The organism is Paenibacillus germinis, assembly GCF_013141785.1.
Taxonomy (GTDB): domain Bacteria; phylum Bacillota; class Bacilli; order Paenibacillales; family NBRC-103111; genus Paenibacillus_E; species Paenibacillus_E phytorum.
In genome coordinates, this window is record NZ_WHOC01000115.1 from 24,228 (window position 1) to 47,105 (window position 22,878).

The 22,878-nt window shown below is 40.2% G+C and carries 18 protein-coding genes; all 18 read left to right on the plus strand.

Going from position 1 to position 22,878, the window contains the following annotated elements; all coding sequences use genetic code 11:
* Window positions 1-193 precede the first annotated feature (193 nt).
* The 18 genes from GC102_RS22130 (at window position 194) to GC102_RS22215 (ending at window position 22,822) form a co-directional block, all read left to right on the plus strand.
* Window positions 194-1,249 (plus strand): substrate-binding domain-containing protein, encoded by a 1,056-nt coding sequence (locus tag GC102_RS22130; RefSeq protein WP_171691415.1) that lies wholly within the window; start codon window positions 194-196, stop codon window positions 1,247-1,249.
* A gap of 102 nt (window positions 1,250-1,351) precedes the next feature.
* On the plus strand, window positions 1,352-2,833 hold the full coding sequence (locus tag GC102_RS22135) for a sugar ABC transporter ATP-binding protein (RefSeq protein ID WP_171691416.1): 1,482 nt from the start codon (window positions 1,352-1,354) through the stop codon (window positions 2,831-2,833).
* Window positions 2,834-2,835: 2 nt separating this feature from the next.
* Entirely contained in the window at window positions 2,836-3,849 is a 1,014-nt protein-coding gene (locus tag GC102_RS22140; protein ID WP_171691417.1) for an ABC transporter permease, read from the plus strand.
* 121 nt (window positions 3,850-3,970) lie between these two features.
* Complete coding sequence (locus GC102_RS22145) at window positions 3,971-5,533, plus strand: response regulator (protein WP_246321056.1); 1,563 nt, start codon at window positions 3,971-3,973, stop codon at window positions 5,531-5,533.
* A gap of 148 nt (window positions 5,534-5,681) precedes the next feature.
* Window positions 5,682-7,499 carry a sensor histidine kinase gene (locus GC102_RS22150; protein WP_171691419.1) on the plus strand — a complete coding sequence of 606 codons (1,818 nt, stop codon included), beginning with the start codon at window positions 5,682-5,684 and terminating at the stop codon, window positions 7,497-7,499.
* 166 nt (window positions 7,500-7,665) lie between these two features.
* The gene (locus tag GC102_RS22155; protein ID WP_171691420.1) at window positions 7,666-8,337 is read left to right on the plus strand and encodes a GntR family transcriptional regulator; all 672 of its coding nucleotides are present in this window, start codon (window positions 7,666-7,668) and stop codon (window positions 8,335-8,337) included.
* 85 nt (window positions 8,338-8,422) lie between these two features.
* Window positions 8,423-9,100, plus strand: a complete 678-nt coding sequence (locus GC102_RS22160; RefSeq protein WP_171691421.1) for an RraA family protein — start codon at window positions 8,423-8,425, stop codon at window positions 9,098-9,100.
* A 48-nt stretch (window positions 9,101-9,148) separates the two neighbouring features.
* Window positions 9,149-10,216: a mannonate dehydratase gene (locus GC102_RS22165; protein ID WP_171691422.1), complete on the plus strand. Its 1,068-nt coding sequence runs from the start codon at window positions 9,149-9,151 to the stop codon at window positions 10,214-10,216.
* A 25-nt stretch (window positions 10,217-10,241) separates the two neighbouring features.
* Window positions 10,242-11,021: a glucose 1-dehydrogenase gene (locus GC102_RS22170; protein WP_171691423.1), complete on the plus strand. Its 780-nt coding sequence runs from the start codon at window positions 10,242-10,244 to the stop codon at window positions 11,019-11,021.
* Window positions 11,022-11,028: 7 nt separating this feature from the next.
* Window positions 11,029-12,078 (plus strand): DUF4432 family protein, encoded by a 1,050-nt coding sequence (locus tag GC102_RS22175; protein WP_171691424.1) that lies wholly within the window; start codon window positions 11,029-11,031, stop codon window positions 12,076-12,078.
* A 772-nt stretch (window positions 12,079-12,850) separates the two neighbouring features.
* Entirely contained in the window at window positions 12,851-14,113 is a 1,263-nt protein-coding gene (locus GC102_RS22180; RefSeq protein WP_512698994.1) for a DUF5054 domain-containing protein, read from the plus strand.
* 253 nt (window positions 14,114-14,366) lie between these two features.
* Entirely contained in the window at window positions 14,367-15,137 is a 771-nt protein-coding gene (locus GC102_RS22185) for a glycoside hydrolase family 38 N-terminal domain-containing protein (protein ID WP_171691426.1), read from the plus strand.
* A gap of 167 nt (window positions 15,138-15,304) precedes the next feature.
* Window positions 15,305-16,261: a P-loop NTPase family protein gene (locus tag GC102_RS22190; protein WP_216628127.1), complete on the plus strand. Its 957-nt coding sequence runs from the start codon at window positions 15,305-15,307 to the stop codon at window positions 16,259-16,261.
* A gap of 248 nt (window positions 16,262-16,509) precedes the next feature.
* Complete coding sequence (locus GC102_RS22195) at window positions 16,510-16,731, plus strand: helix-turn-helix domain-containing protein (protein ID WP_246321058.1); 222 nt, start codon at window positions 16,510-16,512, stop codon at window positions 16,729-16,731.
* 125 nt (window positions 16,732-16,856) lie between these two features.
* Window positions 16,857-19,199 carry an AraC family transcriptional regulator gene (locus tag GC102_RS22200; protein WP_171691428.1) on the plus strand — a complete coding sequence of 781 codons (2,343 nt, stop codon included), beginning with the start codon at window positions 16,857-16,859 and terminating at the stop codon, window positions 19,197-19,199.
* A 215-nt stretch (window positions 19,200-19,414) separates the two neighbouring features.
* On the plus strand, window positions 19,415-20,323 hold the full coding sequence (locus GC102_RS22205; protein ID WP_171691429.1) for an ABC transporter permease: 909 nt from the start codon (window positions 19,415-19,417) through the stop codon (window positions 20,321-20,323).
* Window positions 20,324-20,337: 14 nt separating this feature from the next.
* A complete protein-coding gene (locus GC102_RS22210; RefSeq protein ID WP_312883349.1) occupies window positions 20,338-21,213 on the plus strand; it encodes a carbohydrate ABC transporter permease in 876 nt (291 codons plus the stop codon).
* A gap of 64 nt (window positions 21,214-21,277) precedes the next feature.
* A complete protein-coding gene (locus GC102_RS22215) occupies window positions 21,278-22,822 on the plus strand; it encodes an ABC transporter substrate-binding protein (RefSeq protein WP_171691430.1) in 1,545 nt (514 codons plus the stop codon).
* Window positions 22,823-22,878: the final 56 nt, after the last annotated feature.

Below are 22,878 nucleotides of genomic sequence, written 5' to 3' on the forward strand. Positions count from 1 at the left end.
TACAATAACATTGATCATAGCTAACACAGGACCAAGCAAGGCTGGGTAGAATGAGTCAATAGTTATCTCTTGTCTAATGTTACTTAATAAATTACGAAAGGTGGAGCGGTCGGTAATTGATACCGTCTTTTGTAAGTAATTACGTTTCATTAATGCAAGAAACATCCAAACTTTGATTAGGGGGATTTGAACAATGAAAAATTTGAAAAGAATTTCTACTTTTGCGCTTGCATCAATTTTGGCACTATCTCTTACTGCTTGTGGTTCCAGCAAAACTGCTAGTGAAGCTACGAAAACACCCGAAGCTGTTGTAACAGCAAAACCGGCGGATACAAAAGCTGATCTTGTCGTTGCAGGCGTGGTCTTCCAGGAAGACCAATTTATGAAACTGCTATCACTGGGCTTTCAAGATGCGGGTAAAGCTGCCGGAGTTAAAGTACTGACAGGAAACACTGCTAACGACCAAGGAAAAGAAGCTGAATTAATCAACACCTATATATCCCAGAAAGTAAACGGTATTGCCATCTCCCCGCTGAATCAGGATTCTTCCATCGCAGCTCTGAAAAAGGCAGATGAAAAAGGGGTGAAGGTCGCAGTTACGAACCTTGCCTTGACAAATGCTCCGTTCGTAGTCGGAGGATATACTTCGGACAATAAGAATATCGGTCAAATTACTGGTAAAGAAGCTGCTGAATTTATTAAGAACAAGCTTGGCGGAAAAGCGAAAATCGCCATCCTTCAATTTAAATCCCAACTACCGCAACAAAGCGCTGACCGTGTAAACGGATTCATTGATGAAGTCAAAAAAGTCAATCCCAACGTTGAAATTGTAGCGGATCAAGACGCTTGGCTTCAAGATAAATCCGTATCCATAACAAGTGACATATTAACTGCTCATCCGGATGTAAATTTAATTTGGGCGGCTAACGAAGGCGGCACGATCGGTGCGACAATGGCTGTTAAAAATTCAGGTAAAGCAGGCAAAGTGTTTGTTTTCGGAACAGATGCAAGTGACCAATTGATCTCTATGCTCAAAGACGACAATAACATTCTGCAAGCGATTGCAGGGCAAGATCCTTACAACATTGGATATAAAGCAATGGAATTGTTAATTAAAGGCCTGAAAGGTGAAGACATCAGTGCAAGTAAAGGTAAAGCAACGATTGTAGATGGCATTTTGCTTAGCCGAGCGAAACCGGATGACATTACGAAATTTGAGGCTGACTTGAAGTCCAAAATGGGCAAATAACATAAAAAATCAAAAAAGTTGGGGTTGCTGCAGATTTGATGAAAATCTTCTTTCTGTAATAACCCCGAACTATAAAAGTGGGAGAGCAGGGAGGTAAATCCTATGAGTATGCTGGAAACCAAAAAAATAACGAAAGTATATCCGGGTACCATCGCATTGGATGAAGTTTCCGTTTCGTTTGAAAGTGGAAAAGTGCATGCGCTGCTTGGCAAAAATGGATCAGGGAAATCTACGCTGTTGAAAATCTTCTCAGGTGCAGTCGAGCCGACAAAAGGCGAAATCATTTTGGAGGGAGTGTCCATGAAATTTAATGATCCTAGCGAATCATTCGCAAAGGGAATAGCAACCGTATATCAGGAGCTAAGCCTTGTGCCTGGTTTAACCGTTGCTGAGAACATTTTTCTTGGTCGAATGCCGATGAGAGGCTTCATGATCGATTGGAAGCGAGCCTATGCAATGGCAAATGAGCTTTTACAAGAACTGGGCGTGGATATTCCAGCTGAGGAAATGGTCTATAACCTAAGTGTAGGTCAAGCGCAAATGATAGAAATCGTTAAGGCCATGAGCTTTAATCCAAAAGTATTACAGCTCGATGAGCCTACCTCGGCGCTTGCCAAAAACGAAATTGAATCCTTGTTTGCCATGATTCGCAAATTAAAAAACAAAGATGTCATTATTATTTATGTATCGCATCGGCTTCACGAACTTTGGGAAATCGCTGACACCTGCACGGTGCTGCGTGAGGGGCATTATATAGGTAAAGCGCCGATGCAGGAACTAACACGCAAAGATGTCATTAATATGATGTTCGGTGATGTGGAAATTCGCACTCGTCCTGATGATCTTACTTTTTCTAACGAGGTCGTTTTGGAAGTAAAAGGGCTTTCCCGCAAAAATAAGTTTCAGGACGTGTCTTTTCAATTGAGAAAAGGTGAGGTATTAGGTATAGCAGGAATGTTGGGATCGGGGCGAACCGAGCTTTTGAAGTCGATTTTCGGAGCTGATCCTTATGATAATGGTGAGATTTACTGCAGTGGGAAGAAAATCCATGCTCCAACCCCCGAGAAAATGAAAAAAGCTGGTCTTGCTTATACGCCGGAAGATCGAAAGCATGAAGGTCTTATTCAGATGGCTTCGATTAAGGATAACTTATGTATGGCAAGTCTAGATCTAATATCTGAAAAATCTTTTATCCGGAAGCATATTGAGAATGATTTTGTTGAACGACAAGTAAGAGATCTTCAGATTAAGGTGGCGGATGTTAATCATCAAGTTTCTTCATTATCCGGAGGGAATCAGCAGAAGGTGGTTGTGGGAAATTGGTTAAATACCAATCCCAAGATTATGATTTTTGATGAACCAACTCGTGGGATCGATGTGAATGCCAAACAGCAAATTTTCCAAATTATTTGGGATCAGTCACGTAAGGGGATATCAAGTATTATGGTTTCTTCTGAATTGGAAGAATTGCTGGAGGTTTGTCATCGGATTCTAATTTTAAAAGATGGCCAAATAACAGGGGAATATACTCCGGAAGCACTAAAAATAGATGAACTATACGCTCTTAGTATGGGAGGAGAATAATTGTGAAAATATCAACAACAGGATCAGTCAAAACATCATTGTTGTCACCTGACACATTGAAAAAAAGTTTGAATAAGCATGTGTTGGAAATTATTTTGATCATTATTGTGGTTGCTATGGCATTTGCCTCCTCCGGGTTTTTAACCACGGATAATCTGTTAAATATTTTAAGAAATATGGCTATGCAAGGTTGCATTGCATTTGGTATGACAATGGTCATTATCGCGGGGGAAATAGATTTATCCATCGGATCAACGGTTGCGATAACAGGGGTTATTGTCGGACTTGTTTCCGGCAATCTTTCAAGCAGCGGTGTTATGTCGATGGATGCAGCGGTCGTTGTTGGCATCATAGCTTCATTTCTAGTTGCCGGTCTAATCGGTCTTTTCAACGGATGGATTCTAACCAAGTATAAAGTGCCTTCCTTTATCATTACACTAGCTATGTTAAACGTAATTTATGGGATTGCTGCAGTACTATCCAAGGGTTTCCCTGTTACGACATTGCCTTCATGGTATAATGTGTTTGGAGCTGGTGAAATCTTTTCAATCCCTATTCCTGCTATTATTTTAATTGTTGTATTTGCCGTCGTTCTCGTCATCATGAACTACACGAAGTTCGGCCGCTCTGTTTATGCAGTCGGAGGGAATCCTGAATCCGCGCGATTATCCGGGATTAATGTATCGAGAGTGAAGATTATTTGTATGGTTGTCGTTCAGCTTTTGTCTGCACTCAGTGGCATACTTATTTCATCGCAAGTGATGTCAGGTTCTTTTAATTTCGGAAAAGGATGGGAAATGATTGCCATTTCATCCGTGATTATAGGAGGTACAAGTTTATTCGGAGGTGTTGGTAAAGTATGGGGGACTTTCATCGGTCTGATCTTTCTGGGGGTTCTCATCAATGCGATGACATTGTTAAATATTAACGAATACGTCCAGTACATCGTAAGAGGACTTCTCATTCTTGTAGCTGTGCTCATTACGACTATTCAATTAATGAAGAAGCGAAGCTGAACATAATGAAGCAAGCGGGATGGAGTTGTTGCCTTACATAACAGAGGGCAGGAACTCCATTCATACCCTTCTAACAGAAATCCTAAGCTTCGCATGAGAGGGGCAATTGGGTGTGGCCAAAATGATAGTTGTGGATGATGAAACTTGGGTACGCCAAAGACTCCTACAAACGATAGATTGGGGCACATTGGGAATTGATTTCATTGAAGAGGCGAGTTCAGGCGATGAAGCTTTAGCGAAGGCTAAGGTTTCTCATCCTGATTTAATCCTTACGGATATTCGGATGCCGAATATGGGCGGGTTGGAATTGATGCAGAGTTTAAAGGAACATCAATTACTGGCGAAAGTTATCATAATCAGTGGATACAGTGATTTTGAATATGCTAAGAAAGCCGTTGCGTTAGGGGCTTTTGACTATATTCTTAAACCTGTCGAGGATCAGGATTTACTCCATATTGTAGAACGATGTTTGGAGCAAATTCAACTGGAGAAGAAACAAGAAGCCTTATTAAGAAAGGCCGATAATCAGGTTAACAAGAGATTGCCATTGTTGAAGGAAATGCTATTCGCCAAATTGATTAACGGACAGGTTCAAAACAGACAGGAAGCTGTTGAGGTACTGAATGATTTTCAAATCAATCGTACTAACGTTCATCATATTTGCGTCATATTTAAGATTCAAAACTTCGAGAAAGTAACAGAGCAGAATAGTACTGATTTTGTCCAATTCGTAATCAGGAATGTGGCAAGGGATTTTCTTCGAGATTTGAGTGAAAACGATATTGTGTTCATTCATTCAGATGAGGTAGTAGTTATTATCTCCTCTTCAAACGAAGTTGAAGTCATTCACAACAGAGTATTATCCATGTCCGAAGCCCTCAATATAATCATCGGCAAAATTCTAGGTTGTTCGGTGTTCATTGGTCTAGGAGGAGGTTATACGGATATCTTCGATATATCCTCGTCGTACCGTCAGGCTAAGCAGTCACTGCTGTTTAACGGATATTCAGCTAAAGTACGGAAAGGGGAATTGATTTCCTCGTCCAAGTCGGAACATTACAAAAACTATGATATCGATGCGATTATCAACTCAATCAAACTGGGAGATAAAGAATCGCTTCATGTGAATATGGAAATGCTCGTAAAAGGGGACTCACAGATCACTCCTGCAGAGTTAAAGTTTATCTATTTTCAAGTCGTACATGTCATCTCAAAATTCACTGTAAATGATGAATTTTCGGAGTTCAGTCTAGATTTTTTCGAGTTGGTGCATAGATTGCAAAGCGTTCAGGATATCCGACAGCTCCTGTCAGAAGCTTTTGAGAAGATCATTGATTACTTAAAGAAAACACATGAGCCCAAAAAGCGGAAGGTGATTGAAAAGATCATCCAATATGTGGAAGTGCATTATAATGAAACAATTACGCTCAACTTGGTTGCCGAGAAATTCCTTTTGAATCCCTCCTATTTAAGCAAAATATTCAAAGATGAAGTGAACATTTCATTTAGTAAATTCATTATGGAATATCGTATCGAAAAAGCGATTGAATTAATGAGCGATCCAACGAAAAAAATATATGAAATCGCTAGCAGCGTTGGCTATGACGATGTTCAGTATTTTACGAAAATATTTAAGACCACTAAGGGTTTAACCCCTATGCAGTATCGCGACAAAATAACCTGAACGTAAACACAATAAGAAACCGCTTTCTGGTAAAATGGAGTTACCAATTAACCATAACCAAAGGAGTGATTTCTTTGTACATTATATACCATGGATCAACTATTCATGAGAAAGATACCCCATTCGGTATTAAAGAAACGGATTACGTATGATGTTTAGAAATATCAGTATTCGCGCCAAAATGTTCTTCGTTATATTTATGGTCGTTCTCATCCCAATGATTATAGTCAGCGGGTTGCTTTATAAAAGATCCGAACAGTCCATCACGGAACAAGCCTCAAAGGTTGTCATCAGCAGTATTAATTTTGCGGTCGACAATATTGATACCGCTCTTTACAATGTTACAGGAATGAGTCAATTACTTTTGACTGATAATAGGCTGTTTGCTCTTGCCAAGCAAGAGCTCCCACTTGAACCTGAAGTAAAATATGCAAGATATTCAGGAATCTTGGATCTCCTAAGCTTTTTCAAAAATCGCATTAAAGCTAGCAACATCATGGAAGGGATCGAATCCTTTAATCTATATTTGGTTCATCAAAATACGGTTATCGATTCTAACTCCACCTATTATGAAAATATTGATCCGGGCAATTTAGATTTTATTAAACAGGCCCAAAGTCAGGAAGGTGTAGACCGATGGTTCGTATCCAGATCAGTAGATTACTACACTTTGAACCATATTGAAACGCGATTAGAATCCAATAAACAAATTACGTTTGACAAGATTTTGAAAAATGAAGATAAAACAATTGCCATACTGGCTGTGAATGTCAACGAGAACTATATCAGCGATTATTACAGGAAAATCCAAAGAGGCATTCCAGGTGATTTCGTCGTGCTGGATGCCAACGCAAATGTTGTAGCATATTCGGACAAAAGCATTTTGGGTACTAAAACTGATCTCTATACACGGATTAATAGTCAGATCCAGTTGTTGGGAAGAGAGAGCGGTAGCTTTTTTTACGAAAACCAAAGTCAATTTGTCGTGTACTCTATCTCCAATTACACCGGGTGGAGATTTGTCGTTGTAATTCCTTCGTCTGAAATTTTGGGTAAAGTGTACGAAATGAGAAAGTTTTTCTTCATTCTTATCTCGGTGACGGGCCTCCTCATCTTTGCCGTAACATATTTGTTGTCCAATTTGTTTTACAAACCGTTGTTAAAGCTTGTTAAAGCCATGCATAAAATTGAGAATGGGAATTTGGATATCAGGATACTGGACAATCGAAAAGATGAATATAGACTTATTTACCAAGGGTTTAACGATATGGCCGACGAACTGAAATTGCTTATCAAGGATCTGGCCAATGAAAAAGTATTGAACCAGGAAGCCGAAATTAAGCTTCTTCAGGCACAAATTAATCCGCATTTTTTGTACAACACCCTCGATTCGATTTATAGCATAGCAAAGATCAAAAAAGTAGAAGAAATATCGCAAATGGTAGCGGCTCTATCCAAATTTTTCAGGTATAGCTTAAGTGGAGGTAGAGAGATCGTCACATTAAAAGAAGCGGTCGGACTGGTTGTCAGTTATCTGACAATTCTAAATATCCGTTACAAAGGTGAAATCAGCTTTCATATAGAACTACCGGAGGAACTGGGGGATTGCCAAGTACCGAAGCTGCTTCTCCAGCCCATTGTTGAGAATTCAATCTACCATGGAATAGAACAGAAAAAGGGTCATGGGCATATTACTATTACCGCGTCTACAAACCATGAGGGCTTACAACTCATCATCGAAGACAACGGGATTGGAATGAAAGAAGAGGATTTGGCGAAATTAAGTAGTTCAATTGCGTTGGAAACAACAGATGATACGTCGAGCTTTGCTTTGCGAAATCTGAATCGCCAAATCCATTTGAAATATGGATACTCATACGGTATTAAGATCGAAAGCGTGTATGGTGAAGGTACGAAAGTAACGATTGGGATTCCAATCGTATCGAAAGAGTTGTTATTTGAATGACAAAAAAACGTATGAATGAGGAACGGGGCAATTCAACCGTGAATGGGAGCATATGGGTAGGTGCAAAAACAAATCCTACTTGATTTATGCAGTAAAAAGAGAGTATAATTATACTGAAATCTGAAGTTTCAGCTTGTTTGATTTAATAGCGAAAGGGGGGAATAGAGTGTATGAACTAGAGCATACCGAACTTTCGGAGAAAGTGTATCATTTGCTTAAAAAAATGATTTTAAACCGTGAATTTATTGGCGGGCAAAGACTTGATCTGAATGACTTATCGCAAAAAATGAACATTAGCCGAACGCCTTTAAAGGATGCTGTTAACCGTTTAGTTCTTGAAGGTTTAATGGAAGTAAAGCCTCGATCTGGAACATTTGTCACGAGCTTAAAAAAATCGGACATCGAAGAAGTTTCTGAAATCCGGTTAATGATTGAGCAGTGGTGTGTGTCTCATCTTACTGAATTTAAAGCACAAAAACTTGTTAACACGCTTGAAGAAATCCTTGAAGATTTTAAAGGGACATTGGCTGTTACACCGTTTCCATTTGAAAGTTTTCTCGAACTTGATATTAGGTTCCATAATGAAATTGTTCAGGCAGCTGACAATCACCGAATGCTGGAGCAATATAGGTCAATAAACAGTTTTCTGTATGCTGCAAGGATATACTTCTTTCAAAGTTATGAACGGTCTATTTCAGGACATGACGAACACAATGCGTTTGTACAGGCGTTAAAGCGTAACGATATAAAAGATGCATGCGCAAAACTTGAAGAACACATTAAGAATAGTAAGATCAATATGATTGATCATTTAACTGAAAATGGTGGGGTCTTGTAAAGGGCTCCCTTTCTATTTTAGATTATCTGAAATTTCACATTTTAAATTTTAAACAAACAAATAAATAAACAGAGGAGATTAAAACATGAACAATACTAAAGCAACTATAATTGCAGGATACGATTTCGATTTCTTGGAGCAAAAATTATATTCAGCGGTTATTGGCGATATTTTGGACGATCTTGGTTATCGCAATCAAACATTGGGTGCGGGAGTACGCTTGATTGATTCTAATCTGAAAATAAGCGGCCGAGCTTTCACTGCTCAAGGAACAAAAGTATTTTCAATTCCAGCGGAGCCTTACAAGTTGCAAATGGAAGCCATTGACGCTGTTTCACATGGTGAAGTGTTTGTCGTTTCTACAGGGGCACCTGATGCGGCTGCTTTCTGGGGTGAGTTAATCGCGACAGCCTGTCGAGCGCGCGGAGGCAGGGGTGCAATCGTTGACGGTTTAAACCGCGATACGGCCAAAATCTTGGAAATGAAATTTCCTTTGGCCGCAAGAGGTCAGGTACCTACGGATTCGAAGGGGCGAGTTAATCTTATCAATTACCAACAGCCGATTGAAATAGATGGCGTACGAATCCACCCTGGTGATTACGTATTTGCGGATATCGACGGTATTGTATTCGTTCCTCAAGATATTGAGGAAGAAGTGATTAAGAAGTCACTGGAAAAAGTGGAAGGCGAGAATCTGGTGAGGAAGGCCTTACAGGATGGCATGCTATGTACGGAAGCCTTTAAAACTTTTGGAATTCTATAAAAGGATTTAGCACGTATTTATTTCATTTTGCATAGAGGAGTTGTTGTCATGAAGCTAGGTCTTGGATTATATCGTGATCGATTGACGAAAGATAATTTCCGGTTTGCCAAACAAGCTGGATGTACCCATATCGTTGCTCATTTGGTGGATTACTACAATGGTGTCGAAGGTTTGCCATCAACGGATAAAGACCGTAACATGGGAATAGCAAGACCGAACGAAGATGTGTGGTCCTATGAAAGCCTGCTCGCATTAAAGAAATCCATGAATGAAGAGGGATTAGAATTCGAAGCGATCGAAAATTTCAGTCCTGCCGATTGGTACGACATTTTGATGGACGGTCCTAAGAAAAAAGAACAGATCGAGCACTTAAAGCAGATCGTCCGTAATGTAGGTAAAGCTGGTATCCCAGTCATTGGATACAATTTCAGCATAGCGGGAGTATGGGGACATGTGAATCGGGCTGTCGCCCGCGGGGAAGCAGTCACTGCAACATTCAACCTCCAAGAAGGACCGGAGGAAACGCCGATTCCAAACGGACAAATCTGGAATATGACGTATGATTTTAACGCACCGAAAGGTTTCATCCCCCCGATATCCTCGGCTGAGCTTTGGGAGAGATTAGAATATTTCCTTAAGGAGCTCATTCCGGTAGCCGAAGAAGCTGGAGTAAGATTAGCCGCTCACCCAGATGATCCTCCAATGCCTACTATCCGCGGATATGGTCGTTTGGTGAATCAGCCTCATTTGTACCAAAAGCTGCTTGATATCGTCCCAAGCCATAGTAATGCGTTGGAATTCTGCATGGGGACTTTGCAGGAAATGACCGAGGGTAACATCTATGAAGCCATCGACCAGTATAGCAAGCAAAATGCTATAGGCTACGTGCACTTTCGTAATGTAATAGGCAAAGTGCCGAATTATCAGGAAGTGTTTGTTGACGAGGGCGACATTGATATGATCAAGGCGCTTCGCATTTATAAGAAGAATAATTTTGACGGTGTTTTTATTCCAGATCATACACCGCAGATGACGTGCAAAGCACCTTGGCATGCCGGTATGGCGTATGCATTAGGGTATATGAAGGCCGCACTTTCAATCGTAAATAACGAATAAAGAATAACGGATTGGATGGGATAATATGTTTACGGACCTTGCAGGGAAAGTAGCGGTTATTACGGGTGCTTCGAAAGGGATCGGACGTGGGATTGCGGTTCGATTCGGGCAGGAGAAGATGAAGGTCGTTGTTAACGATTATCATAATTCAGATCAGGCCTCTATGGTTGTGGAAGAGGTAAAGAAAGCAGGCGGTGACGCGATTGCAGTCTGTGCCGATGTCAGTAGAGAAGATGAAATCAAACGACTCATCAAGACCGCCGTAGAGACATTCGGAAGCCTGGATGTGCTGGTTAACAATGCGGGCATTCAAACTACCTGTCCATCCCATGAGTTAAGTCTAGAAGAGTGGCACAAAGTCATGGATACCAACTTAACCGGCCCTTTCGTTGCTTGTCGTGAAGCTATCAAGTACATGCTGGCGCATAACATTCTAGGGAATATTATCAATGTGTCGAGTGTCCACCAAAAAATTCCAAAGCCTCTCCATGCTCATTACGCTTCTAGCAAAGGTGGGTTAAGGATGTTGACTGAGACGCTTGCGCTCGAATATGCTCCCCATGGTATCCGCATTAATACGATTGCGCCCGGAGCCATTGCTACGCCTATGAACGATCATATTCTGTCCGATCCAAAACAGAATGAAGTCGTTCTGTCACTTATCCCTATGAACCGGGTAGGCGAACCGAAGCAAATCGCATCCGCGGCAGCATGGCTGGCTTCAGAGGAAGCTAGCTATGTTACTGGAGTCACGCTCTTCGTCGACGGTGGTATGACTTTGTACCCGTTCTTCTTGAAAGGATAAGATATAGATGGATTATTACCGAAAACAAAGAAATTATGGTTGCCGCATTCATGATCAGTATACCTATATGGGAATGAAGACCCTTGTTTTGGAAAATGAAAAAATAAGGCTTTCTATCCTACTCGATAAAGGTTTAGAAATCTTCGAGTTCTTATTAAAAAGCCGCGATTTGGATTTTATGTGGCTGACTGAAAATGGTGTTGATAACCCAAATAGATATTTGCCGACATCTCCTGATTCCCAGTCCACTTATATTGATTATTATATAGGTGGATGGCAAGAGATATTCCCAAATGGCGGAGTCAGCAGTGCTTATCTTGGTGCCCAATTTGGTCAGCATGGCGAAGTGGCTCATATGCCATGGTCATACATGATCGAGATAGATACCCCGGAAATGGTTGCTGTAAGATTTACAGTCAAAACAAAGAAAGTTCCATTTAAACTGAGCAAGACCATTACCATTTATGCTAACGCAGCAAAAATTGACATAAAGGAAGAGATAGAGAATTTAAGCGAGGTACCTCTAAGGTATATGTGGGGGCAGCATTTAGCATTCGGTAAGCCATTTTTAGAACCTGGTTGTACGATTCGAATGCCAGAGAACATAACAATTATTGCTGACGAGCTGGATGTGGCAGATAATGATCAATCCGCACGAGTAAAACGTGGAATTACGCATGAATGGCCGTGGGTTGAGGAAACATCGGGCAACATGACGGATATCTCTGTTCTTCCACCAAAAGGCAAGCCTTCGGAAATCGTTTATATGAAAGGGTTTAAAGATAAGGGATGGTACCAAGTAGACAATGCAAGGCTTAACGCAGCAATTTGTGTAGAGTGGGATGCTGATACTATGCCCTATTTGTGGTACTGGCAGGAATTCGGAAATACGACCGGATATCCATGGTTTGGCAGGCATTATAATATTGGCTTAGAGCCGTTTTCGAGCTATCCGACACATGGTTTATCCGAGGCTGTACGAAATGGAACTGCGGGATACATTCAAGGAAGAGAGAAACGGATGTTTTCCATGTCTACAACTTTAATGGAATTGTAGGAATAATTTTGTCCCACTACAATTAACTCCAAGGATCGGCCGAAATTGCACTGAACGGCTTGAAACTGGTGAATTCGCAGTAATAGTCTACTGTTGTTTATATTGGATAGCTTGGGTTAATCCTCACTTCACCGTTAAGCAGATCTGTGACATTCGTATAGGTCTGCTTTCTATTATAATTTTAGTCCAAACTGCATGCTCTTCGGCATGTTTTTCCCCTATCAAAGCTTTCTGAGTCCTTTAATTCGACTTCTCCAAGAGGAGCGACCATAAAGAAATAAAGTGGAGAAAAGGAGGGCTAATCTTTTGGAATTTTGCCTATATGATACAAGACATAAACGGGTTGTTCTTATAGAAAACAATATACTATCAGCTTTTAGTTTGAAGAAGACTAAATGCGGAAATTCCAGTGATATTTCTGTGCTTCCAATTCTGTCGAAATATGAGTATTTGTCTTTTCCTGCTTCGTTTCGAGGAGAAGTTAACGGTCTCTATTATTTACTATACGAGGTTCCGGGTGTCTTGGAGCAAAGGTATGATCAAGTTATTGTTCGGGATTAGGATAACGCCACCAGTCTCCGGAACACTATTACGCAGCACGATATGGAGTTCGCGCTGATGGTGCAATAATTGCGATGGTTGTGACCGCTGCGCTTTCACGTAAAGGAAAGGGCGGCGAGATCCGATATGTTTTTGCAAGCAACCGACTATAATTTTGTCAGTATGGGGGTAGAATGATGGTGTCTTTCAAAAAAGAAATATTTGGCTAGTTATTTTCAAAACGCATTTGGATATCGGGTTTACCGATCTTGCGGCTAATGTGGTTGACAAGTACATGACTACGTTTATTCCGCAAGCCTTATCATTGTCTGAACGTATGACAAGAGATGACGGACGGTCGAAATTTATTTGGACAGTCGGGTCTTGGCTGATCGAGGAATATTTGCAATCCGCGTCGGAAGAGCAGCGGATCCAAATGGAGAATGCGATTAGCAGAGGAGAAATTGCATGGCACGGTCTTCCTTTTACAACCCATACGGAATTGATGGATAAAACACTGCTTGAATATGGCTTGTCGATTTCTAAGAAGTTGGATCAACGATTCGGGAAAAAGACCATTGCCGCGAAAATGACGGATGTTCCGGGACATACGATCGGCATCGTACCTATATTGGCTAGTTACGGAATTCGTTATTTGCATATCGGAGTAAATCCTTCCAGCAAGCCTCCGTGCGTCCCGCAAGCGTTTGTTTGGAGGGCGAGCGACGGCTCCGAGCTGATCGTCAACTATGCCGGTGATTATGGTCAAGCTCTGGAAGTGGAGGGACTTGAGGAGGCGCTTTATTTTGCCCACACAGGCGATAATAACGGTCCTTCTTCCTTAGAAGATATAGAGTGGCTGTACAGACGATTGCAAACTGAATATCCGGGTGTGGAAATTGCCGCGTCAACACTGGATGCATTCGCCGAAAAGTTGCTGGAATGTAAGCATGTGCTTCCGATCGTTAGTGAGGAAATTGGTGATTCGTGGATCCAGGGCACGGCATCCGACCCGCTCAAAGTGGCACGCTACCGGGAACTGCTTCGATTAAGGGATAAATGGGTGGGTACGGGTGTACTAGATCCAAATGGTGAAAGTTACGGCAAGTTTTGCAATCGTCTCATGTTGATTGCAGAGCATACTTGGGGGTTGGATGAGAAAACTTATTTGGCGGATTACGTAAATTACTCAGCAGCGGATTTTACGGCGGCGAGATCGAAGGATCAATTTAGGGATGAAGATGTTCAATGTCCGGATTATGATACGTTTAATCGACTTGGGCGAAAGGAGGAGCGCAGTTATCGGCACTTTGAAAGCTCGTGGGAGGAGCAACGCGCATATCTGGATCAAGCGGTGTCAGCGCTAAGTTCGGAATTGCAACTCGAAGCAAAGAAAGTGTTAGACAGCTTGAACCCTGTCAGTTCATATCATTCAAATGCCGCCGAAAACATTGAAAATCTTGAAATGAACCGATGCTATACGTTAGGGAAATAGACTTTATTATGAAGGTGCGGATGGAAGTGTCGTGATTGAGACACTGGATGCGCCTATAGTTTGCCTGGGGGAACGAATTTCCGGATGTGGTTTGAAGAAGACATGAAATTCCGTTTCCGTTTATGCTTCAGATCCAATAAATTGTAATTGATAATTAGAGACAGGACTTATGCACTTCGTGGTAGCAAAGAAGCAACGATCACATCACAGTACAATGAACATGAAAGCAATATATACAAGGGAGAGGATCACATTGCATCGGCAAGAACCATTTACTTTGTTTATCATCCAACATTCGCATATCGACATTGGGTATACGGAACGTCAAGAGGTTATTACGGAGTACCACAAGCAGTTTCTCGAGCAGGCGGTTGATATGGCGCTTTCCCTCGAACAGCAAACCCGGGATAGCCACTCCCGATTCAAATTTATGTGCGAAGGGTTTTGGGCGGTTGAGCAGTATTTGTCCAAAACGGGCAGCGTAGGAAAATCGCGGTTGGTCGAAGCGTTGAAAAACGGTTCTTTGGAATTGAGCGCGACATATTTGCATATGACCGAGCTTCTTGACGAAGGTCATATGAGAGACATTCTGAAACCAGTAGCGGAGTTTGCCCGTGAGGTGGGTGTGCCGTTGCTCAGCGCTATGTCCTGCGATGTTAATGGATTCTCTTGGGGAATGGCGGATGCACTATATGATGCAGGTGTGAAGTATCTGTCTACAAACATCAATACTCATCACGGCGCTTGCCCCTTTGGAAAGCCCAATGTGCCGTTTTACTGGGAATCGCCGAAAGGTAATCGGATCCTCGTTTGGAACGGCCTGACCTATCATAAAGCGAATTTGTTAGGCGGAAAAGATGACTTCAAGAACCTTGTCATAGTTCACAAGGATATTCATAGGCTGATACACGCAACACAACAAGAGACGATTCAAAAGTATCTCCACTATTTCAGTCTCAACTCAATGCAGTTGAGAAAATTAAACCAACTCAGGAGCCTTTGTAAGCTAGATAAGGTAATATAGGAAACGCTTAGATGGAACGCCGTATGAACTGAAAGGTTCACGTACGGTGTGGAGTCGGGGAAAAGAGGGAGATATTTTCAAACTCTTACCTATGACTATTTACGGGCGGTAGTGCGCAGGCACACGCATTTCATGTCATTTCACAATGTGCGAAGAATTCCATCGCAATGACTGGAACATTGATGAATGGGTACGCCTCCAATTTATTTGAACTCATTTTTCGACTTTTTCCGACAAGGATGAAAAATGCTGGATTCAAATGGGGTGACGTTGGCCGATGGATCGATTTATATGGAGTCAGGGAGAAAGTAACAAAAATACGTGAGAATGACAGTCTGAATAGTTCTAGCAATGGTTCTTCGAAGAAGACTTCCGTTAAGGAAATGCCCGCTGCTGCTCCGCAATTGTTTACGGACATGCTAAGTGATGTTTCTTGCTTTATCCAGATGTCGGATATGTTCGAGGTTATGCCTACCTTGCAAGAAGGCCCATTGAATGTACGCATGGAAGGAAAGCGATCGTTCATCTCTTGCGTGACAAGGGTCGAACGAAGACCTGGACGAACCAAAAGAAAGCTTACCAAAGCAACAAGGCTTTTGGCTCCTGAATGGTATTTGAAGCGTAACTTGCATGATGTAGAAGATTTGCTTCGTGAAGCGGTGAAACAAGAACTACTTGCAGGTGGACAGTCTGTGCTGCTAGGCAGCCTGCTTAATACATTGCTGTCCTACCCAGACGTTCCCTTCAATTTCAAGGGTGTTTATCATCCGGATACGAATGAAGAGATTGTCTCTCCTGATTATCGGCTTAGTGATAAACTTTTATACCCGAAGGAATTAGAACTTATTAAGTTTGTTAGATCTCAACTGAAGCTGAATAGGAAGGTTGGCGTCTATGCCGTATATACCGGAAAAATGGGAACTCTTCAACGATTGGAGATGTTACTCGAGGAGCGGGGCATCAAGACGGCTGTTCTAGAATCCAGTGTCGAAGGTCCCAAAAGAGAAGAATGGATCGCTCAGAAAGAGAAGGAAGGGATACAGGTACTCCTCTGTAATCCGGTTTTAGTCTCAACCGGTTTGGATCTCCTCAACTTTCCATCACTCTATTTTTATCAAATGTGAGTTGTAATTCACTTTGTCACCGTTTGTAATATAGTTTGTCATCGATTTGGAACGTAGATTTGTCACAACTAAGTCAGTCCCGATGTGGCTCAAAGCCTTGATACATCGGGATTTTTTATACAATTCATAAAATAAGTTTTTGTTTTTTATTTAAAAGGTGAAGAAAATAATAAATAAAATTATCTTCAAAATCTCTGTAATAATCTCTGTCATAATTCGTCGTATCATTTGGGGGGATCTTCGTGAATATGATCGGGGAAAACATTAGAAGACTTAGAAGGATACATAATTTAAATCAAACTGAATTTTCTAGATTAATTGGAGTTTCTCAAGGGAGCTTGAGTGATATAGAGGCTGGGAAGAGTAAGCCTGCTATAGATATAGTCATATCGATCTATATTAGATTTGAGTGTTCATTAGAATGGTTACTAACAGGTACTAATACACCAAGTTCTGAACAAACATTTTGATAGGGCTAGCTTCGACCGCTTTGTCACGACAATCGGAACTTGAGGAATCTTCGTCTATATACCTTGTCGATATCATCAGAATAGCATTATAATAGATGGAAATTACAACTTTGGGTGGTATTCCTGTGAAATTGAAATCATTTCAAAAAAAGAAGTTTTTTAACGGCATTTACCTATGGATAACGGCAGCCATCTGTTTTCTTGTAATCGGTTTCTCGGCTACTATTTATTATAACGTTAGAAAAAATGTCGTAGAAAACAACTACGAATTGAATAAACAAATGCTTTATCAAATGAAATATAATATTACATATATGAATGAGACTGTCAGACATTTGATTTCCTCCATTTATTTTAGTTCAGATGCGGATTATTTATTGCATGTCAAAGAGACAGACAGCAACATTTTTGATTTGAATCTTACTTTGAATAAAATGACTACTTCCGTCATTAACAATAATCCACTTATTCATTCTATCTATCTATACAATAATGAGGCTAAAACTTTTCTATCGACCTACAATGGCATGTTTTATCAAGATGAAGAACTGAAGGATACTTTAAATTCCTATAAGACCCTTCCTATTTTGCAGCCTATTTCGAGGAAAATGAAAATGGATGGTAAATCAGCAGAGGTATTTACTTATGCCATGTATAAGTCTCCGAGCGTGAATGGGGTATATGACGCGGCTGTGTTTGTAAATGTGAATGCGGATTTGGTTATTAACAATATCAAAACCATTAATGCCACGGATATGAAAGGGGACTTATTTTTACTAAGCGATAAACGACAGGTTGTGAACAGCGATTTGAGCACAAAAAGTCTGCAGGAGCCTGTGAAACAACTATTTGCGAGCAAAATCGAGGAGAATATTAAACAGGGCCAACAATACGGGTATATGATTGATAAGATACTTGGAGAAAATTATTTTATCACCTATATGTACATTGAAGGCGCGGATTGGGTTTTAATAAAAACTCAACCCCTCTCAGACGTATTAAGATACATGAATAAGATACAATTAAGTATTCTTATTATGACTTTAATTTTCCTCGCACTAAGTATACTTATTTCGTTCGCGTTATCAAAACAGATCTATAGGCCAATTGGCAATTTAGTGCAGAGGATGAGTTCTGGAAGATTTGGTTCAAATGAAAACAACTCTACAATTCATCATGATGAGATTGGCTTCCTAAACCAAACGTACACAAGAATTGTTGAACTCGTTCAAACTGCCCAGAGCAAAGAGCAGGAGAATGTAAATCAATTGAAAAATTATTACCTTAGAAACCTTTTGATTGACAGTGTGTCTATGCAAGAAAAAGAATTGCTTAGCTTAAAGGAACATAGTGAAATTACGTTAAGTTCAGATGGAACGTTTATCGTTTGTGTCATGAAAATCGATAATTATCAGTTATTTAAAGAAAATAATACGGCTAAAGATATCGAACTTTATAAGTATTCTATTGCTAATATTGCATCCGAAACCATATCGAAAGCGTTTGCCAATGAATCATTGGATATGAAAAGAGATCATTTCGCAATTATCATTCATTCAAAAGTTCTAGATAAAGATGAGATTTACCAGGAGCTCTATAATTGCTTGTCGGAATTACAGGGTAATATCTCTAAATATTTAGGCTTGTCGTTATCTATATCTATAGGAATTGCTGTAGACAAAGTTAATCATTTATCCCAAAGCTATAACGTTGCTCTAATCAATTCAAACTATCGGTATGTATTCGGTAAAAGCGCAATTATCACTTTAGATATGATCGAGCAGCAAAATCAAATAAAGGAACTCCACTACTCGGTTAATCTGGAAAAAAAGCTAGTTGACGAAATGAAGTCATTAAACGTAAATGCTGCCGAGGATACGATATTTGCTATTTTAAAAGAAATATCGCAGCAATCTGGCAGCCACATTCCTTTTTCGATTATGCAATTAATAAGAACAATAATGGCGACCATATTTGAAATGAATGACACCAACATTAACCAACCTGTAATCGATTTTAATGAGATTTACGGTAGCGTTATGACGCTAGAAACCATTGATGAGATATACGATGAAATGAAGAGCTTGCTTCGTCGGTTGATAAGCACGGAGAAATATCAAAGTCATCAGAAACATATTGCTATTGCCCAAGCCATCAAAGATACGATTGAAAAAAATTATTCTGATCCCGATCTTTCGCTCCAAAAATTAGGCTCGATTTACAAAATGTCATCAAGCTACGTAGGACAAATATTTAAGGGTCAAGTAGGAATGTCGGTAGCTTCCTATATTAACGATGTGCGAATCCTAAGCGCTAAAGAATTGTTAGAGACATCCCAATTGACTGTGTCACAGGTCATGGAGAAGGTCGGGATTCCAAATGAAACGAGCTTCTATCGATTGTTCAAAAAGAAGTTCGGGAGTTCACCTAAGGAGTATGTTCTCATGAAAGCGATAAAAGAGAATTAATAATGAAAACAAGCGGATAACCGGGTGCAATATGCATCCGGTTATCCGCATTTTTTGTGATTTGTTAGAAAATCGTAAAATTGATAGCCCCATTATTCGCTAAATCGCAGGGAAATCTACACTTTTGCCAGTTTATTCGTGGGGAGCGAACAGTATATAGTAATGACATCAGCAATGAAGAAATAATCACACAATGTAGAAGGTAGGAGGATAAAATGAAGGCATTGCGCACATTCCGCAAAAACTATGAATTGTTTCTTTTGACAGTTCCTGGCATGTTATTTTTATTCGTTTTTTGTTACATCCCTTTATATGGTTTGGTGCTTCCATTTAAAGATTACCGATACGATTTAGGTTTTTGGAAAAGCCCGTGGGTAGGCTTTAAAAACTTCCATTTTCTTTTTTCGAGTGAAGATGCTTTACGTATTACCCGAAATACGGTACTTCTCAATGCACTATTTATTGTTGTGTTACTAGTGCTCTCTATCATGTTTGCTTTGATGTTGTATGAAATGTCGCGTAAGTTTATTAAGTTATATCAAACAATCATGTTTTTCCCTTTCTTTTTATCTTGGGTGGTCGTAAGTTATGTGTTTCTCGCTTTTCTTGATATGGAGCATGGATTTATTAATATGTTGCTGCAAAAAATGCATATTAGTCCGGTCTTATGGTATAACGAACCTTCCTATTGGCCGTCATTGCTTGTAAGTGCCAATACATGGAAGAACATAGGTTATTTCACGATTATTTATTACACGGGTTTATTAGGAATCGATAGCGAACTATTCGATGCAGCTGACATTGATGGAGCAAGCAAGCTGCAAAAGATTAAGAATATATCAATTCCGATGTTAAAGCCGATGATCACGATGTTGCTTTTACTCCAAATTGGAAAAATATTTTACGGAAACTTTGATCTTTTCTATAATTTGACTCGTGATTCATCCTTGCTGTATTCAACAACTGACGTTATTGATACTTACGTCTACCGTTCATTAAAAGGTGTTGGTGATTTTGGGATGTCTTCTGCAGCGAGCGCTTACCAGTCCTTTGTCGGGTTTATCCTTGTTATTGTTTCTAACTGGATTATTAAAAAATATGACAGAGAAAACGCATTATTTTAAAGGGGGGAGAACGGGTGCGAGTTAGTCTTTTCAATACGATGATTCATATTGTGATGGCGGTTGTTTCCATTGTATGTATTGCGCCGATCATACTTGTATTTTCAATTTCGATATCTAGTGATGTGGATATTCTAAAAAACGGATATTCGTTTATTCCAAAGCATATTGATTTGGCAGCCTATCGATTTATTTTTCAAAACCCAGGTCAACTATTTACGTCGTATATTGTTACAATATTCGTTTCGATTGTGGGTACGGTAATTGGACTGTTATTTACCTCAATGCTGGCTTTTGCAATATCTAGGAAAGATTATGCGTATGCCAATAAGACTTCGTTTTATGTGTTTTTCACAATGTTGATTAACGGCGGTTTGATTCCTTGGTATATCCTCGTGGTTAATCAATTGCACATGAAGGATTCTATATTCGCCTTAATTCTTCCGTATTTGGTCAGTGCATGGTTTGTTATGCTTATGAAAGGATTTTTCACGAACATTTCATCCGCGATTATTGAATCTGCAAAAATCGATGGAGCAAGCGAGCTCGGAATATTTTTCAAAATTGTTCTTCCGATAGCCAAGCCAGGCCTAGCTACGGTTGGATTGTTCTACCTGCTTACGTACTGGAATGACTACTACTTAAGCTTAATGTTTATTCAAAACAATACTGAAATAATTTCTTTACAATATATGCTATTTAAAATTCAGTCTAACATGGATTTTCTGAAAAGTGCTTTTGTTCCACCATGGATGATTAACAAAGTGTCATTGCCGGATTTATCGGCAAGAATGGCAATGGCTGTTTTAGCTGCAGGTCCGATGCTATTTGTTTTCCCTTTCTTCCAGAAGTACTTTGAAAAAGGTATTACTATTGGTTCGATAAAAGGATAGGCCACTTAACTTGATTGTTACTGCGAAAGCAGTCTCAATATAAAACAACAGGAGGGTTTAAGAAATGATGAAAAAGAAGCTTTCACTTTGTACGACCTTGGTTATTGGGGCATCTTTGCTTCTCAGCGCATGCGGATCCAATGCAGCTAAGTCAACAAATGAAACGGCAAGTGCATCACCAACGTCTTCTGCATCTGCGGGAGCGTCTGCTTCACCAGCTGCATTAAAACCGGTTGAGTTGACTTGGTACACAGTCGGCACTCCACAAAAAGATCAACCTGCAGTTATGGAAGAAATAAACAAAATACTGAAGGAAAAAATCAATGCCACATTAAAGCTTAATGTCATCGACTGGGGGGCATACGATGATAAAATGAAAGTCATCACTTCTACAAATGAGAATTATGATTTGGCATTTACGTCTTCATGGGCAAATAACTATGGGGGCAATGTTTTGGCTGGAGCTTATGTGCCGTTGGACGATCTGCTTAAGAAGTACGGTCAAGATATTTTGAAGCAGGTTCCAGAAAAATATTGGAGTGCAACAAAGATAAACGGTAAAATATACGGATCTCTAAATTATCAAACTTACTACATAGCTCGTGGACTAGTTTTTAATAAAGGACTTGTAGAGAAATATAATTTTGATGTAAAGAGCGTCAAAAAGCCGAGCGATTTAACTCCATTCCTGGAGAAGGTGAAAAGCGGTGAGCCAGGTATGACAGGTTATTTGCCTGCCGCGAACCCATTCCCTGAATTGTTCAATATGGAAACAGGATTCACAATCGATGCCGTGCAAGGAAATAGCTTGTTTCCGCTAATGATTAACGTTAACGACAAGAACATGAAAGTGTTTGACGGAGTGGAGAGCAAGGAGTTTATGGATTTGATGAAGGTATATAGAGACTGGTATCAGAAGGGCTACATTCGAAAAGATGCAGTCTCATTAAAAGATTACAAAGCCGAGGCAAAATCCGGCAAGTATGCGGTATGGACGCGCGGCGGCGGCCCTGGTGCCAGCGAAGCAGCAACTGCTGAACAAGGATATCCTGCTGTAGTTGTCGATAGTGTTCCTAGTTATATAAATACAGGCGGAGTCATTGCAACAATGACAGCAATTTCTAAAACGAGTAAAAATCCAGAGAGAGCGATGATGTTGCTTGATTTGCTTTACAGCGACAAACAATTGTATCGGTTATTGTCCGATGGGATCGAAGGCAAGCACTATAAGAAGGTTAATGACAATACAATGGAAGCTATTGCAGATAGCGGCTATGCTCCGGGCACGAACTGGGAGTTTGGAAACATGTTTAATGATTATGCGAGCAAAGGGTCACCGGTCACGCTCGATCAACTCAAACAATTGAATGATACATCGGCGACTTCACCATTACTAGGATTCTTGTATAATCCGGATTCCCTAAAACAAGAATATGCACAAGTAAATGCAATTATGGGAGAAATGATCCCTGCACTAATGACAGGTACCGTAGATCCAGAAATTAGTATTCCTAAGTATGTGGATCGCTTGAAGAAAGCAGGATTAGACAAGTTAACGGACGATGCCCAGAAACAAATCAATGATTGGAAAGCAGCAAACGGCAAGTAATTTGTGTAGAACCGCCTCAATCCAAATGACGGGGAAAGGTGGTTCTACTAAAATAG

What these genes read in the sequence shown, in the direction of transcription:
- GC102_RS22160 (WP_171691421.1), top strand. Translation starts at nt 8,423, where the DNA reads ATGAACAATACTAAAGCAACTATAATTGCAGGATACGATTTCGATTTC.
- GC102_RS22215 (WP_171691430.1), top strand. Translation starts at nt 21,278, where the DNA reads ATGATGAAAAAGAAGCTTTCACTTTGTACGACCTTGGTTATTGGGGCA.
- GC102_RS22130 (WP_171691415.1), top strand. Translation starts at nt 194, where the DNA reads ATGAAAAATTTGAAAAGAATTTCTACTTTTGCGCTTGCATCAATTTTG.
- GC102_RS22150 (WP_171691419.1), top strand. Translation starts at nt 5,682, where the DNA reads ATGATGTTTAGAAATATCAGTATTCGCGCCAAAATGTTCTTCGTTATA.
- GC102_RS22195 (WP_246321058.1), top strand. Translation starts at nt 16,510, where the DNA reads ATGATCGGGGAAAACATTAGAAGACTTAGAAGGATACATAATTTAAAT.
- GC102_RS22205 (WP_171691429.1), top strand. Translation starts at nt 19,415, where the DNA reads ATGAAGGCATTGCGCACATTCCGCAAAAACTATGAATTGTTTCTTTTG.
- GC102_RS22175 (WP_171691424.1), top strand. Translation starts at nt 11,029, where the DNA reads ATGGATTATTACCGAAAACAAAGAAATTATGGTTGCCGCATTCATGAT.
- GC102_RS22165 (WP_171691422.1), top strand. Translation starts at nt 9,149, where the DNA reads ATGAAGCTAGGTCTTGGATTATATCGTGATCGATTGACGAAAGATAAT.
- GC102_RS22170 (WP_171691423.1), top strand. Translation starts at nt 10,242, where the DNA reads ATGTTTACGGACCTTGCAGGGAAAGTAGCGGTTATTACGGGTGCTTCG.
- GC102_RS22135 (WP_171691416.1), top strand. Translation starts at nt 1,352, where the DNA reads ATGAGTATGCTGGAAACCAAAAAAATAACGAAAGTATATCCGGGTACC.
- GC102_RS22145 (WP_246321056.1), top strand. Translation starts at nt 3,971, where the DNA reads ATGATAGTTGTGGATGATGAAACTTGGGTACGCCAAAGACTCCTACAA.
- GC102_RS22190 (WP_216628127.1), top strand. Translation starts at nt 15,305, where the DNA reads ATGACTGGAACATTGATGAATGGGTACGCCTCCAATTTATTTGAACTC.